This window comes from Serratia sp. LACPHL-BACT-2024-00286, from assembly GCF_043109535.1.
In the GTDB taxonomy this organism is placed as follows: domain Bacteria; phylum Pseudomonadota; class Gammaproteobacteria; order Enterobacterales; family Enterobacteriaceae; genus Serratia; species Serratia sarumanii.
In genome coordinates this window covers 105355-119950 of record NZ_JBICNA010000009.1, presented here as the reverse complement: position 1 = coordinate 119950, position 14596 = coordinate 105355, and the positions used below count along the sequence as shown (strand labels likewise).

Genomic DNA, 14596 nt, shown 5'->3' with positions numbered 1-14596 from the left:
ATTTTCAGCGAAGTTCCGAGATTGGTTCTGATGGCGACACGAAAGTGAAGCGGTTGGAATGAAACAGAATTTGCCTGGCGGCAATAGCGCGGTGGTCCCACCTGACCCCATGCCGAACTCAGAAGTGAAACGCCGTAGCGCCGATGGTAGTGTGGGGTCTCCCCATGCGAGAGTAGGACACTGCCAGGCATCAAACCAAGCCGAAAGCCCTGAACATCAGTTCAGGGCTTTTTGCTATGCGTAAAACGCAAAAAAGCGCAGCTACGCTGCGCCTTTCAACCACTCGACAATAAAGTCGGCGATGCTTTCCGGTTGATTGAGATCCAACTGCTTAGCCGCGATGGATAGCGGCCGGTCGCTGGCTACCGCCACGACAAACTGATCCAGCATGTCTTCCAGCGGTCTGCCGATCTCGGCCCTATATAGCAGGATCTTGCTGACCGGCTCATGTTTGAACCCTTCCACCAGAATCAAATCGACCTTATCGGCGTCAAAACGCCCTGCCAGGTAGCGTAGATCCAAAGGTTGTTGCTCCGGCGTTTCGGTCATCAATGCCCAACGGCGATCGCTGGCGACCAGCGTTTGGTCGGCACCCGCTTTGCGCAGCTCATAGCTGTCTTTACCCGGCGTATCCACATCCATGTCGTGATGCGTATGCTTTATCAGCCCAACCCGCACCTGGCGCTGTTTCAGCATTGGGATCAATTGCTTGAGCAGGGTGGTTTTCCCCGTCCCGCTGTAGGCGCCGATGGCCAGCAAAGGGGGCAATGAACGATTCATGTTTTTAGCTCTCGTGCTTGCTGCCAGTGCAGGCAGTCTTCCGGCGTATTCAGGTTATGAAATGCCGTTTGCTGCCCGCTGAACACCACGCGTTGTGCGTTAATCTGATGCAAGAACAGCATCAGCTTGCGTTCACCGCGCGCCAGATAGTCGGCCAGCTGCGGCGCTATTTGGGTATGCAATAATGCCAGCGTAGGGTGATCTCGTTCACCATCGCTGGCAAAGGCTGCTGGCGCCGCGCCTTTTTGCCGCCATAGCTGCGCGACTAAATCGGCGGGAAAGTCGGGGACGTCACAAGGGACGAAGGCCACCCACTCGCTGGGGGCCTGTTTGAGCCCGGCGAGCATCCCGGCCAACGGCCCGGCGAAATCGGGCGTCAGATCGCCAATCACCGGCAAACCGCTCGCCTGGTAACGTGCCTGATTGCGATTGGCGCTGATGGCGACAGAAGCCACTTGCGGCCGTAACCGAGCCAATACGTGTTGATAGAGTGCGATACCGGCAATCGACACCAGGCCTTTGTCTTCACCGCCCATACGCGTGGCCCGTCCGCCGGCCAAAATGACGCCGCTGATTTCTTTATGCATCTCGTTTATCCCGCCTTGTCGATGCGCTGATTGTAGCGCTAAAGCTGGCGCGACATCAGGATTTACCTTTATTGACAAGCCGGTTCTTTCACTGCGTGGGTAAGCCTGTTACTTTGTGAGTTTATTCATGCTATTGGACGATATTGAGATGAAAACGCATCGCGTAAACGAGTTGATCGAGCTGTTGCACCCGGCCTGGCAGGAAGATCCCGATCTCAATTTGATGCAGTTTTTGCAAAAGCTGGCGCAGGAAGCGGGCTTCCAGGGCGAGTTGTCCGAACTGAGCGACGATATTCTTATTTACCATCTGAAAATGCGCGGCAGCGCCGGCACGGATCAGATCCCGGGCCTGAAGAAAGATTACGAAGAAGATTTTAAAACGGCGCTGTTGCGCGCTCGCGGCGTTATCAAGGACTGATCCTCGCGCGGTGCGAGAAAGCATAGCTCGTGAAAGGCGTCATTAATGCTACTATTTCTCATTCCCGGCACCGTGCTGTCAGCGATCAAACGAACGTTATGAATAACTCTGCTTTTAATTTCGACACCCTGTCGCCCGATTTGATTATGGACGCGCTAGAAGGGGTTGGCCTGCGCGTCGATTCCGGCCTGACGGCGCTGAACAGCTATGAGAACCGCGTCTATCAGTTTATGGATGAAGATCGCCGGCGCTACGTGGTGAAGTTTTACCGCCCGGAGCGCTGGAACGCCGCACAAATCGGTGAGGAACATCAGTTCGCTCTGGATCTGGCCAGCGCGGAAATTCCGGCGGTGGCGCCGCTGGCGCTGCAAGGCGCTACGCTGCATACGCACGGTGGATTCTTCTTTACCCTGTTTCCCAGCGTGGGCGGGCGCCAATATGAGATAGACAACCTGGATCAGTTGGAATGGGTGGGTCGTTTCCTGGGCCGTATCCATCAGGTCGGCGGCGAGCGTTTGTTCGCCGAACGGCCGACGATGGGGGTTGAAGAGTATCTCACCGCCCCGCGTCAGGTGTTGGCCGATTGCGGGCTGTTGCCGGCAGCACAGTGTGACGCGTTCCTGCTGGCAACGGACAACCTGATTGCGGCGATCAAGGCGCACTGGCATCTGGACTGGCAGCCGCGCCGTTTGCACGGTGATTGCCATCCCGGCAATATTCTGTGGCGCGACGGCCCGCTGTTCGTCGATCTTGATGACGCGCGTAACGGCCCGGCGGTGCAGGATTTGTGGATGCTGCTGCACGGTGAGCGGCGCGATCAATTGATGCAGCTGGACGTCTTGCTGGAAGCGTACGGCGAATTTGCCGAGTTCGACCAACGCGAGCTGGCGTTGATTGAGCCGCTGCGCGCGATGCGCATGGTGTATTACCTGGCCTGGGTCGCCCGCCGTTGGCAGGATCCGGCCTTCCCTAAGAGTTTTCCGTGGATGGCGGAGTCTGATTTCTGGTTGTCTCAGACTGCGGCCTTCACCGAACAGGTTAAGCTGTTGCAGGAGCCCCCTCTGCAGCTGACGCCAATGTATTGAAGCTTTAACACAATGGAGAGTTTAGTCTTATGAAAAAAATATGGTTGGCGCTCGTTGGCATGGTGATGGCCTTCAGTGCCTCGGCGGCACAGTTCAGCGATGGCGCTCAGTACGTGACCCTGGACAAGCCGGTGACCGGTGAGCCTCAGGTGCTGGAGTTCTTCTCCTTCTACTGCCCGCACTGCTACCAGTTCGAGCAGGTCTATCACGTGTCCGAGAACGTGAAGAAGGCGCTGCCTGCCGGCACCAAAATGACCAAGTACCACGTTGAGTTCCTGGGGCCGCTGGGCAAACAGCTGACTCAGGCATGGGCGGTGGCGATGGCGCTGGGCGTGGAAGACAAGGTAAGCCCGTTGATGTTTGAAGCGGTGCAGAAAACCCAGACCGTGCAAACGCCGGACGATATCCGTAACGTCTTCGTGAAAGCGGGCGTGACCGCCGCAGATTATGACGCGGCATGGAACAGCTTCGTGGTGAAATCTCTGGTGGTTCAACAGGAGAAAGCCGCGGAAGATCTGCAGCTGCGCGGTGTGCCGGCGGTATTCGTGAACGGCAAATACATGGTTAAAAACGATGGCCTGGACACCAGCTCGATGGACGCTTACGTGAAGCAGTTCGCCGACGTGGTTAAATTCCTCAGCCAGCAGAAATAAGCCAGATTCAACATGAAAAACGCCGGCGTTCGTTGCCGGCGTTTTTTTATCCGTATTGCCGCTTCAATTTATCCAGCAGCCGGTCTTTTTCCTGCCACAGCGTATTCAGCCACAGTTGGAAACGCCGCTTGAACTGCTTGTCGTTGAAATAGTCCCCGTGCAGGGTTTCATCGATCGGTAGCGTCTCTATTCTTACCACGATGCGCGTCAAACGACCGCACAGCATATCCAGAAAAGGCCGTTGGTTATTTTCCGGATAGAGCAGGGTGACGTTCAACACTTTGTCGAACTGATTGCCCAGCGCGCTAAGGGTAAACGCGATGCCGGCGGCTTTGGGCGCCAGCAAATTGCGATACGGCGAATTGCTTTTAATTTTCTTGGCTTCGGTGAAGCGCGAACCTTCGACGAAATTGACGATGGTGGTTGGACGTTGACGGAATTTTTCGCAGGAACGGCGCGTGGTTTCGATATCCTTGCCGCGCTTCTCCGGATGCTTGAGCAAATAGGCGCGGGAGTAACGCTTCATGAATGGCATATCCAGCGCCCAGCAGGCCAGGCCGACAAAAGGCACCCAGGCGAGCTGTTGCTTGAGGAAATACTTATTCATTGGAATATGATTTCTGAACAGCACGCACAACACGACAATGTCCGACCAGCTTTCGTGGTTGCTGATCAGCAGATACCAGTTTTTGCGATCCAGCCCTTCCAGCCCTTCAATATCCCAACGCAATTGCCCGTTAATGCGCAATAACAGCGCCAGCCCCTGACACCAACACCACATCATGAAATCGGCGAAAGCCGAGATATATCGCCAGACGGCGGGAATGGGCACCAGGAGTTTCACGATGCCGGCCAGCGTGATGGGGATAGAACACAACACCGTCACCAGAATGGTGAGTATGACGGAAATGATAAAGATAACAGGCGTTAACAATCTTGGCATGGTTATGGGCTGACGGTTGTTGGGAACATCGTTGCATGCCGAAGCGCATGAACAAAAGCCTATTTTAACAGAGAATGTCGGGGTAAAGCGCCGCTAAAAATCACTGTTTTTGGCCTCGCCGGATAACCATTTGCCGAGTTTTTGTGCAACTTGTCCAGCTTGTGCTAAGGTAATTGAGGCGCCGAATTTGATTAATAGTGCGATTAAAATCCGGCGAAAGTTATATCCACAAATCCAATAAAAGCCAGTAATAAAGCGTCGCCGGAATTCGTTCTTTTAACGCGGTGATTTAAATAGGAATTTTATTCGCCGTTATAACGATAATCACAACGTTATAATTCGGTCTCTTTTCTATGCACAAAGTTATCCACAGGTAAGATCTTGCGGATCCTCGCGCACAATCTCATCATTTTCGTCCGCAATGCACGCTAAGGTTCGTCTCCGGCGGCCAGCTATGGCATGCTTACCCCTATGTCCGATCACGATAAAGAAACGCTATGGCCCAGATTGCAGAAAACCCACTAATCCTGGTTGACGGTTCCTCCTACCTCTACCGCGCTTATCACGCCTTCCCGCCGCTGACCAACTCGGCGGGCGAGCCGACCGGCGCGATGTACGGCGTGCTGAATATGCTGCGCAGCCTGCTGCTGCAGTATCAACCGAGCCACGTTGCCGTGGTGTTTGATGCCAAAGGGAAGACCTTCCGCGATGATCTCTTCGCCGAATACAAATCGCACCGGCCACCGATGCCGGACGATCTGCGTGCGCAGATCGAGCCGCTGCATAACATGGTCAAGGCGATGGGCCTGCCGCTGCTGGTGACGCCCGGCGTTGAGGCGGACGACGTTATCGGTACGCTGGCGCTGGAGGCCGAAAAAGCTGGCCACGCGGTGCTGATCAGCACCGGCGACAAAGACATGGCGCAGCTGGTGACGCCGAACGTCACCCTGATCAACACCATGAACAACACCATCCTCGGCCCGCAGGAAGTGTGCGACAAATACGGTATTCCGCCGGAGCTGATCATCGACTTCCTGGCGCTGATGGGCGATTCATCGGACAACATTCCCGGCGTGCCGGGCGTGGGTGAGAAAACCGCTCAGGCGTTGCTGCAGGGTATCGGCGGGCTGGATGCGCTGTACGGCAATCTGGAGAATATCGCCACGCTGAGCTTCCGCGGCGCCAAAACCATGGCGGCCAAGCTGGAGCAGAACAAAGAGGTCGCGTACCTCTCCTATAAGCTGGCGACGATCAAAACCGACGTTGAGCTGGATCTGACCTGCGCGGATCTGACGGTCTCTGCACCGGATGTCGATACGCTGCAGCAGCTGTTCAAACAGTACGAATTCAAACGCTGGCTGGCGGACGTGGAAGCCGGCGTATGGCTGGAAAACAAGAAAGGCGCGGGAGCGAAAGCTGCCGGCGGCGCCAAACCGGCCGCCGCCGCCGCGGAAGCGCCGAAGGCGCTGGCGGAGGCCAAGCTGTCCCAGGACGGTTATGTCACCATTCTGGATGAATCGGCCTTTACCGACTGGCTGGCGCGGCTGAAAAAGGCCGACGTGTTTGCCTTCGATACCGAAACCGACGGTCTGGATACCCTGACCGCCAACCTGATCGGCCTGTCCTTCGCGATCGCGCCGGGCGAAGCGGCTTATTTGCCGGTGGCGCACGATTATCTGGACGCCCCGCCACAGCTGGACCGAGCCTACGTGCTGGAAGCGCTCAAGCCGCTGCTGGAGGACGAGAAGGCGCTGAAGGTCGGGCAAAACTTGAAGTTCGACATGAGCCTGCTGGCGCGCTACGGCATTGAGATGCGCGGCATCGCCTACGACACCATGCTGGAGTCCTATGTGCTGGACAGCGTCGGCGGCCGTCACGATATGGACAGCCTGGCCGATCGTTATCTGAGCCATAAAACCATCACCTTCGAAGAGATCGCCGGCAAGGGCAAAAACCAGCTGACGTTCAATCAGATCGCGCTGGAGCAGGCGGCGCCTTACGCCGCCGAAGACGCCGATGTCACGCTGCAGTTGCACCTGGCGATGTGGCCGCAGTTGAAACAGAGCGCAGAGCTGCTGACGGTGTTCAACGAGATTGAAATGCCGCTGCTGCCGGTGCTGTCGCATATCGAACGCACCGGGGTGCTGATCGATCCGGCCATTTTGTCGGCCCACTCCCAGGAGCTGGCCAAGCGTCTGGCTGAGCTGGAGGCGCAGGCCCACGAGCTGGCGGAAGAGCCGTTCAACCTGGCGTCGACCAAGCAGCTGCAGGCTATCTTGTACGAGAAACAAAAGTTGCCGGTGCTGAAGAAAACTCCGGGCGGTGCGCCGTCCACCAACGAAGAAGTGCTGGCCGAGCTGGCGCTGGATTACCCGCTGCCGAAGGTGATCCTGGAATACCGCGGCCTGGCGAAGCTGAAGACCACCTATACCGACAAGCTGCCGCTGATGATCAACCCGGTCAGCGGCCGGGTACACACCTCGTACCATCAGGCGGTGACTGCGACCGGCCGTCTCTCCTCGAGCGATCCGAACCTGCAGAACATCCCGGTGCGCAACGAAGAAGGGCGGCGCATCCGCCAGGCTTTCATCGCGCCGGAAGGCTACCGCATCGTCGCGGCCGACTACTCGCAGATCGAGCTACGCATCATGGCGCATCTGTCACAGGATGAAGGGCTGCTGAAGGCCTTCGCCGAAGGGAAAGACATTCACCGCGCCACGGCGTCGGAAGTCTTCGGTGTGCCGTTGGATAAAGTGACCGGCGAACAGCGCCGCAGCGCCAAGGCGATTAACTTTGGCCTGATTTACGGCATGAGCGCCTTCGGCCTGGCGCGCCAGTTGGGGATCCCGCGTGGGGAAGCCCAGCGCTATATGGATCTGTACTTCGAGCGTTACCCGGGCGTGCTGGACTACATGGAGCGCACCCGTCAACAGGCTTCCGAACAGGGCTATGTCAGCACGCTGGACGGGCGCCGCCTGTACCTGCCGGACGTCCGCTCCAGCAACGCCATGCGCCGCAAGGCGGCCGAGCGCGCCGCCATCAACGCCCCGATGCAGGGCACCGCGGCCGATATCATCAAGCGTGCGATGATCGAGGTCGACGCCTGGCTGCAAGGGCAGGAGAAGCCGTTGGTGCGCGCGATCATGCAGGTGCACGATGAATTGGTATTTGAGGTGCATGAGTCGGTGATCGAAGAAGCCAGCCAACGCATCCGTCAATTGATGGAAGGCAGCATGACTCTGGCGGTGCCGCTGAAGGTCGACGTGGGCGTCGGCATGAACTGGGATGAGGCGCACTGATTACCGGGTTATCGCCGGATGCGCTAACTGGCGATAACCTAAGCACTTTTCGTAATTAAGCTACAAGATGCGGCGATAGTTTCCCCAACTTCGCCGTTCTTGCGCCGCAAATTGTGTAAGTAAACTACAAAAAATTCTTTTGCCCTGCGAAAAAATAAGGTAGAGTTACAGGCGTAGGGTACAGAGGTAAGATGTTCTATCTTTCAGACCTTTTACTTCACGTAATCGGATTTGGCTGAATATTTAGCCGCCCCAGTCAGTATTGACTGGGGCGTTTTTTATTGTAAAAACAGCAGCAAACCATACGTTTTTCCTATCGCTCCGCACCGCTTTTCGTTCCAGCTTTCCTCCTTTCGACTCGCGTAATCCGGCGAGATAAGCCAGCCCTGGCGATAAGTTTTTATGATGGCTTTATTTCAGAACTGTAATTAGATAACAAAAAATCCCGCCTGCGGCTGAACTGCGGGTATAAAAAAGCCGATGCGGCGAGGCATCGGCTCTGGCGTTCGGCCTGGGCTTATTCGCCGGCTTCGTCTTCCGGCAGCACTTCCGGTGGGATCTCGTTAAACCAGGTGTCCAGCTTCTGGCGCAGCTTGTCGACGCCGATCTTCTTCAGCGACGAGAAGGCTTCAACCTGGATATCCCCCATAAACGGCAGCACCGCTTCACGCACCATATTGAGCTGCGCCTTGCGTGCGCCGGAGGCCAGCTTGTCGGCCTTGGTCAGCAGCACCAGCACCGGCGTGCCGACGTCGACCGCCCACTGGATCATCTGCTGGTCGAGATCTTTCAGCGGATGGCGAATATCCATCAGCACCACCAGGCCTTTCAGGCTGTTGCGCATCTGCAGGTATTCGCCCAGCGCGCGCTGCCATTTGCGCTTCATCTCTTCCGGCACTTCGGCGTAGCCGTAACCCGGCAGGTCGACCAGGCGGATGCCGTCTTCCACTTCGAACAGGTTGATCAGCTGGGTGCGCCCCGGCGTCTTACTGGTGCGCGCCAGGCTTTTTTGGTTGGTCAGCGTATTCAGCGCGCTGGATTTCCCGGCGTTGGAACGGCCGGCAAAGGCGACTTCAATTCCTGCATCCCCCGGCAGATGGCGAATATCGGGTGCGCTGGTGACGAAATGGGTCACATGATAGTTGTAGTTCTTGCTGGTCAAAATTTTTCGTCTCCGTGAGGATGGCTAACTGGTTGGCGATTATAACTGCATCAGCGGTAAAAATGGCGTGTTTCTCGGTTTTTAAGCGGCGGGACGCGATAAAACGACGGTTATGCCGCGCGTACGTTGTGAGACATTTGCCATTCGAATCGCGGGTAATGTCGCTTTATTCGAAAGTGATGTTTCTGTTTTTATTTTAAAAACAATATGTTGTTTTTTCGTTGTAGGGAAATGTCGTCCAAATCGGCGTCAGGTGCCTTGAGCCTTGGCAACAATAACGTAAAGTAGTCGTTAACGCAGGGTTGCGCAGGATTAAGGAACATCCGGGAAGGATGACAAATCTCAGGGAATGCACAGGGCGTGCAATGAGTGCCAGGATGAACGCAACAGGAAGTGACCCTTTCGCACCGGAACAGGCGGCAGGCACATCGGATGGTGAAGTATTGGCAGTTTGGATGCCGGCAGGAAGCTCGCTCGGGAAGAGCGGATGCGAATGGATTGCGCCATGGACGATTTTTCTTTCAGGATGAAGGACGTAGTGGCAGGGAATGCGGTTATAGCAGAAGGAAAAACCGGGATGTTGCATGTGCGCAAGGAGCGCGTAACAGGAATACCCTTCGCAAGAAGGTGCGAAATAGGCGGCAGGTTTAACCTGCCGCCTTTTTTCTTTGTCCGCTTTCTGCTAGATTCCGCCGCAATTCTATACTGAATCTACATACCTAAGAGCACACGCTATGAACCAGCCATCAAAAGCACCTCGCGGCAGCGCGGCGAAGTCAAAAACGAAAAAGAAAAGCCGTATGGAGCTCGATCAGGAAGCGCGCGAGCGCAAACGCCTGAAAAAGCGCCGCGGCCACGCTTCCGGTTCGCGCACCCAGGTCGAGTCCGGCAGCCAGAAGAACAAATCGGCGGCGGAAGCCAAAGATCCGCGTATCGGCAGTAAAGTGCCGGTAGCGCTGGTGGTCGACGAAACCAAAGTGAAGGCCAAACCGCAGCCGAAGCCAAAGGCCGAAGCGAAACCGCGCCTGTCGCCGGAAGAAGAGCTGGCGAAGCTGGAAAATGACGAACGCCTGAACGCGCTGCTGGATCGCATCGACGATGGCGAAACGCTGAACGCGGAAGAGCAGACCTATGTCGACAAAACGTTGGATCGCATCGATGTGCTGATGGACGTGTTGGGCATTGAACTGGGTGAAGACGACGACGAAGAAGAAGAGAAGCAGGAAGATATTCTGAAGCTGCTGAAAGGCGGCAACCCGAAAGACGCTTTTTAACGCGCTATGTGGCTAATCCCGGCAATAGCCCTACTCTTGATGTGTTATCTGCTGTGGTTATTCGGTAAACTATGGCGGCTGTCTAAGCGCAAAGCGCGTTTTCGCAGCGCTTCCGTGGCCAGACAGCGCAGACAACCGCCTCTCTCCAGGCCCGGTAGAAAAAGATATCGGAAGGAGTGAGCATGTCAGAGCAGACGATTGTCTGGGATTTGGCCCTGATCCAAAAATATAACTACTCAGGGCCGCGTTATACTTCATACCCCACGGCGCTGGAGTTTAACCAGCGCTACGACGAAGCGGCGTTTCAACGCGCCGCTGCGCGTTACCCTGAGCGGCCGCTGTCGCTGTATGTGCATATCCCTTTCTGTCATAAGCTGTGTTACTTCTGCGGCTGCAACAAGCTGGTGACGCGCCAGACCCACAAGGCCGACGAGTACCTGAACGTTTTGGCGCAAGAGATCGCCAGCCGTGCGCCGCTGTTCGCCGGCCGCAAGGTCGGCCAGATGCACTGGGGCGGCGGTACGCCGACCTACCTGGATAAAGCGCAAATCAGCCGGTTGGTGGCGTTGCTGCGCGAACACTTTGATTTCCTGCCCGATGCGGAGATGTCGATCGAGGTCGATCCGCGCGAGATAGCGCTGGATGTGCTCGATCATTTACGCGCCGAAGGCTTTAACCGTCTGAGCATGGGGGTGCAGGATTTCAACAAACAGGTGCAGCAGTTGGTCAACCGCGAGCAGGACGAAGCCTTTATCTTCGCCCTGATTGAGCGGGCCAAAGCGCTGGGCTTCCGCTCGACCAATATCGATCTGATCTATGGCCTGCCGAAACAGACGCCGGAAAGCTTCGCTTTCACGCTGCAGCGGGTGGCTGAATTGAATCCCGATCGCCTCAGCGTGTTCAACTACGCGCATATGCCGAACTTGTTCGCCGCCCAGCGCAAAATCAAAGACGCCGATCTGCCCAGCGCCCAGCAGAAGCTGGATATCCTGCAACAGAGCATCGCTTTCCTGACCGGCGCCGGCTATCAGTTCATCGGCATGGATCACTTTGCGCGCCCGGACGACGAGCTGGCAATCGCCCAACGCGAAGGCAAGCTGCACCGCAATTTCCAGGGCTATACTACCCAGGGCGACAGCGATCTGCTGGGGTTGGGCGTGTCGGCCATCAGCATGCTCGGCGACAGCTATGCGCAGAACCAGAAAGAGCTGAAGCGTTACTCTGACAGCGTACCGGCGCAGGGCAACGCCCTGTGGCGCGGGCTGGCGCTGACGGACGACGATTGCCTGCGGCGCGATCTGATCAAAACCCTGATCTGCAATTTCCGGTTGGCGTATCAGCCGCTCGAACGGCAATACGGCATCGATTTCACCGCCTACTTCGCCGAAGACCTGCAGCTGCTGGCGCCGTTTGAACGCGATGGGCTGGTGGAGCGCGACGAGCAGGGCATTCGCGTCACGCCGCGCGGGCGCTTGCTGATCCGCAATATCTGCATGTGTTTCGATCGCTATCTGCGGCAACAGGCGCGCAGCCAGCAGTTCTCACGGGTGATCTGAGGATGAAAAAACAGCCGCTGATGCGGCTGTTTTTTTAACTGAAGAAGTTAATCAGCGCGGCGCACAATACCGCGGCAACCGCCGCCTGCGGGGTGTGGCTGGCGGCGGAGCCCAGCTCCGCGCCCTGAGAAATGAATACGATGAATGAGTCCAGCATCGTCAACCTCCAGAGTGTGCGACACGATCATACTGCGCCCGCACCGGCTGTAAAGCCTGCGGTTGGCGTTTTTTTGTGCGCCGGACGGCGTTTTTCATCATCCATCCCCGTTCCTATTCCATACCCAGCTCTTTGAGCTTGCGGGTCAGGGTATTACGCCCCCAGCCCAGCAGGCGCGCGGCTTCCTGTTTGTGCCCCTGGGTGTGGCGCAGCGCGGTGGTGAGCAGCGTGCGCTCCATCTCCGGCTGCGCTTCCGACAGCAGGTTTTGATGACCGGAACGCAGCGCGCGATCGGCCCACTGCGCCAGCAGCGTGGCCCAGCTGTCCGGCAGACTGTGGCTGGGGCTTTCCGGCGCGGCGGTTTCGAACAGCTCACCCGGCAGATCCTGGATCAGCACTTCCTGCCCGGCGGCCATCACCGTCAGCCAGCGGCAGGTGTTCTCCAGCTGGCGCACGTTGCCCGGCCAGGGCAGGCGGGTCAGCGCGGTTTCGGTTTCCGGGTGCAGGTTCTTGGCCTCGACGCCTAACTCTTTGGCGGCGATCTGCAGGAAGTGGCGCGCCAGCCGCGGGATGTCTTCACGGCGCTCGCGCAGCGGCGGCAGGTGTACGCGAATCACGTTCAGGCGGTGGAACAGATCCTCGCGGAACTTGCCTTCCTGCACCCGCAGCTCCAGATTCTGGTGCGTGGCGGCGATGATGCGCACGTCGACCTTCACCGGCGCATAGCCGCCGACCCGGTAGAACTGGCCGTCCGCCAGCACCCGCAGCAGGCGCGTTTGCACGTCGAGCGGCATATCGCCGATCTCGTCGAGGAACAGCGTGCCGCCGTCGGCCTGTTCAAAACGGCCCTGACGAATTTGGTTCGCGCCGGTGAAGGCGCCTTTCTCGTGGCCGAACAGCTCGGACTCGATCAGATCCTTGGGGATGGCGGCCATGTTCAGGGCGATGAACGGCGACTTGGCGCGCGGGCTGTGGCGGTGCAGCGCATGCGCCACCAGCTCCTTGCCGGTGCCGGATTCGCCGTTGATCAGCACGCTGATCGACGAACGCGACAGCCGGCCGATGATGCGAAACACGTCCTGCATCGCCGGTGCCTCGCCGATGATGTCCGCCGCCGGATCGCTGGCCGGCTGGCTGCGCACCGGCTGCTGCTGCTCCTGATAATGGCTGATGGCGCGCTCGACCAGCGCCACCGCTTCATCGATATCGAACGGCTTCGGCAGGTAGTCGAAGGCCCCTTGCTGATAGGCGCTGACGGCGGCGTCCAAATCCGAATGCGCGGTCATGATGATCACCGGCAGCATCGGGTGGCGCTGTTTGATCTGCTTGAGCAGCGCCAGGCCGTCTATGCCTGGCATGCGGATATCGGACAGCAGCACGTCGGGGGTTTGCGTGGCCAAGGCTTCCAGCACGTCATTGCCGCCTTCGAAGGTGGCGCAGCTCAGGCCCGCGCCGGTGAGCGCGCGCTCAAGCACCCAGCGGATGGAGCTATCGTCATCGACGATCCAGACTATCCCTCGTTGCATAGCAAACCTCACTGACGAATGGGCAGGTAGACCGAGAATTCGGTATGACCTGGCCAACTGTTGAATTCAATTTTTCCGCAATGCTGATCGATAAGATTGCGGGCGATGGATAATCCCAGGCCGGTGCCGCCCTCGCGGCCGCTGACCATCGGGTAGAACAGCGTGTCCTGCAGCTGCGCCGGCACGCCGGGGCCGTCGTCTTCGACGTCGATGCGCGCCGCCAGCCGGTAGCGGGTGCCGTGCAGCGTAATCTGAAACGCGGTGCGGGTGCGCAGCGTGATGGTGCCGCCCGCTTCGCCCAGCGCCTGCAGCGCGTTGCGGGTAATGTTCAGCAGCACCTGTTCTATCTGATCCGGGTCGTGGGCCATTTCCGGCAGGCTCGGATCGTAATCGCGCACCAGCGTGACGTTATCCGGCATTTCCAGCGACACCAGTTGGCAGACGCGCTCCGCGACCTGATGGATGCTCTGGGTGATGTGCTGGCCGGGCCGCTGCGGGCCGAGCAGGCGATCCACCAGATTGCGCAGCCGATCGGCCTGCTCGATGATCACCTTGGTGTATTCGGTCAGCGCCGGATCGGGCAGCGCCTTGGCCAGCAGCTGTGCCGCGCCGCGCAGACCGCCCAGCGGATTTTTAATCTCGTGCGCCAAACCGCGCACCAGATCGCGGGCCGCCACCTGTTGGGCATGCTGCAGCTGTTCCTGGCTCAGGCGGCGCTGATTGTCCATCGGCGCCAGCTCGACCAGAATATAGCCTTCCGGCAGCGCCTGAGCGGTCAGGGAAAGGATATGCGCACGGCCGTCGACCACCAGGGTCACTTCGTTGTCGGTGAAGCCCTGACCGGCGCGCAGGCTTTCACGCATCAAAGAGACGTTCAGCGAAAAATAACCGAGCAAATCGGGCAGCGGCGTGCCGAACAGCTTGCGGGAGCTTTGCGCCAGCAATTGCTGTGCCGCAGGGTTGGCGTAGTGAACCGCCAGAGAGTCATCCAACAGCAGGATGCTGTTGATGAGTGAATTGAGGATCTGCCCAGCATCGGGCAGCTTGCCAGTTGCCATACAGCAGACTCCTGCACCTTTTTAGTGCATCTATCCTACTCCATCCGGGATCGGCGCGGTATGGAATAGTTTTGCAGAAAATACGGTGGAGAAAAAAA

14 protein-coding genes and 1 rRNA gene are annotated in these 14596 nt (G+C 57.9%); 8 read left to right on the top strand and 7 right to left on the bottom strand.

Annotated elements, in window-relative coordinates; genetic code table 11:
* Positions 1-73: 73 nt before the first annotated feature.
* Positions 74-189: ribosomal RNA gene (gene rrf, locus ACF8MC_RS22945) — 5S ribosomal RNA — on the top strand.
* 72 nt (positions 190-261) lie between these two features.
* Here the strand turns inward: rrf and mobB are convergent.
* Both mobB and mobA read right to left on the bottom strand, forming a co-directional pair.
* Complete coding sequence (mobB, locus tag ACF8MC_RS22940; RefSeq protein ID WP_047569984.1) at positions 262-780, bottom strand: molybdopterin-guanine dinucleotide biosynthesis protein MobB; 519 nt, start codon at positions 778-780, stop codon at positions 262-264.
* Positions 777-1367: a molybdenum cofactor guanylyltransferase MobA gene (gene mobA / locus ACF8MC_RS22935; RefSeq protein ID WP_033636501.1), complete on the bottom strand. Its 591-nt coding sequence runs from the start codon at positions 1365-1367 to the stop codon at positions 777-779. The genes mobB and mobA overlap by 4 nt, the downstream gene beginning before the upstream one ends.
* A 148-nt stretch (positions 1368-1515) precedes the next feature.
* On the opposite strand from mobA, the gene ACF8MC_RS22930 reads away from it, so the two are divergent.
* From ACF8MC_RS22930 to dsbA, 3 genes are all read left to right on the top strand, one after another.
* A complete protein-coding gene (locus ACF8MC_RS22930; RefSeq protein WP_033638631.1) occupies positions 1516-1785 on the top strand; it encodes a YihD family protein in 270 nt (89 codons plus the stop codon).
* A 98-nt stretch (positions 1786-1883) separates the two neighbouring features.
* Positions 1884-2870 (top strand): serine/threonine protein kinase, encoded by a 987-nt coding sequence (locus tag ACF8MC_RS22925; protein ID WP_164105618.1) that lies wholly within the window; start codon positions 1884-1886, stop codon positions 2868-2870.
* A gap of 29 nt (positions 2871-2899) precedes the next feature.
* Complete coding sequence (gene dsbA, locus ACF8MC_RS22920; protein ID WP_004931264.1) at positions 2900-3523, top strand: thiol:disulfide interchange protein DsbA; 624 nt, start codon at positions 2900-2902, stop codon at positions 3521-3523.
* A 46-nt stretch (positions 3524-3569) separates the two neighbouring features.
* On the opposite strand, the gene ACF8MC_RS22915 is transcribed toward dsbA, so the two are convergent.
* Positions 3570-4466 (bottom strand): acyltransferase, encoded by an 897-nt coding sequence (locus ACF8MC_RS22915; protein WP_033636498.1) that lies wholly within the window; start codon positions 4464-4466, stop codon positions 3570-3572.
* Between the two features lie 497 nt (positions 4467-4963).
* Between ACF8MC_RS22915 and polA the strand changes: the two genes are divergently transcribed.
* Positions 4964-7765: a DNA polymerase I gene (gene polA / locus ACF8MC_RS22910; RefSeq protein WP_060424785.1), complete on the top strand. Its 2802-nt coding sequence runs from the start codon at positions 4964-4966 to the stop codon at positions 7763-7765.
* Positions 7766-8282: 517 nt separating this feature from the next.
* Here polA and yihA read toward each other — a convergent pair.
* On the bottom strand, positions 8283-8927 hold the full coding sequence (yihA, locus tag ACF8MC_RS22905) for a ribosome biogenesis GTP-binding protein YihA/YsxC (RefSeq protein WP_019452177.1): 645 nt from the start codon (positions 8925-8927) through the stop codon (positions 8283-8285).
* A gap of 505 nt (positions 8928-9432) precedes the next feature.
* On the opposite strand from yihA, the gene ACF8MC_RS22900 reads away from it, so the two are divergent.
* The 3 genes from ACF8MC_RS22900 (at position 9433) to hemN (ending at position 11757) form a co-directional block, all read left to right on the top strand.
* On the top strand, positions 9433-9636 hold the full coding sequence (locus tag ACF8MC_RS22900; RefSeq protein WP_223182053.1) for a hypothetical protein: 204 nt from the start codon (positions 9433-9435) through the stop codon (positions 9634-9636).
* Between the two features lie 25 nt (positions 9637-9661).
* Positions 9662-10201: a Der GTPase-activating protein YihI gene (yihI, locus tag ACF8MC_RS22895; RefSeq protein WP_071883854.1), complete on the top strand. Its 540-nt coding sequence runs from the start codon at positions 9662-9664 to the stop codon at positions 10199-10201.
* 182 nt (positions 10202-10383) lie between these two features.
* Positions 10384-11757, top strand: coding sequence for an oxygen-independent coproporphyrinogen III oxidase (gene hemN / locus ACF8MC_RS22890; RefSeq protein WP_164105620.1), 1374 nt, complete (start codon positions 10384-10386; stop codon positions 11755-11757).
* Positions 11758-11791: 34 nt separating this feature from the next.
* Here the strand turns inward: hemN and ACF8MC_RS22885 are convergent, their stop codons facing one another.
* The 3 genes from ACF8MC_RS22885 to glnL form a co-directional block, all read right to left on the bottom strand.
* Positions 11792-11914: a YshB family small membrane protein gene (locus tag ACF8MC_RS22885; protein WP_015379453.1), complete on the bottom strand. Its 123-nt coding sequence runs from the start codon at positions 11912-11914 to the stop codon at positions 11792-11794.
* Between the two features lie 113 nt (positions 11915-12027).
* On the bottom strand, positions 12028-13440 hold the full coding sequence (gene glnG / locus ACF8MC_RS22880; protein ID WP_015379452.1) for a nitrogen regulation protein NR(I): 1413 nt from the start codon (positions 13438-13440) through the stop codon (positions 12028-12030).
* An 8-nt stretch (positions 13441-13448) separates the two neighbouring features.
* Positions 13449-14498, bottom strand: coding sequence for a nitrogen regulation protein NR(II) (gene glnL, locus ACF8MC_RS22875; protein WP_004931246.1), 1050 nt, complete (start codon positions 14496-14498; stop codon positions 13449-13451).
* Positions 14499-14596 lie beyond the last annotated feature (98 nt).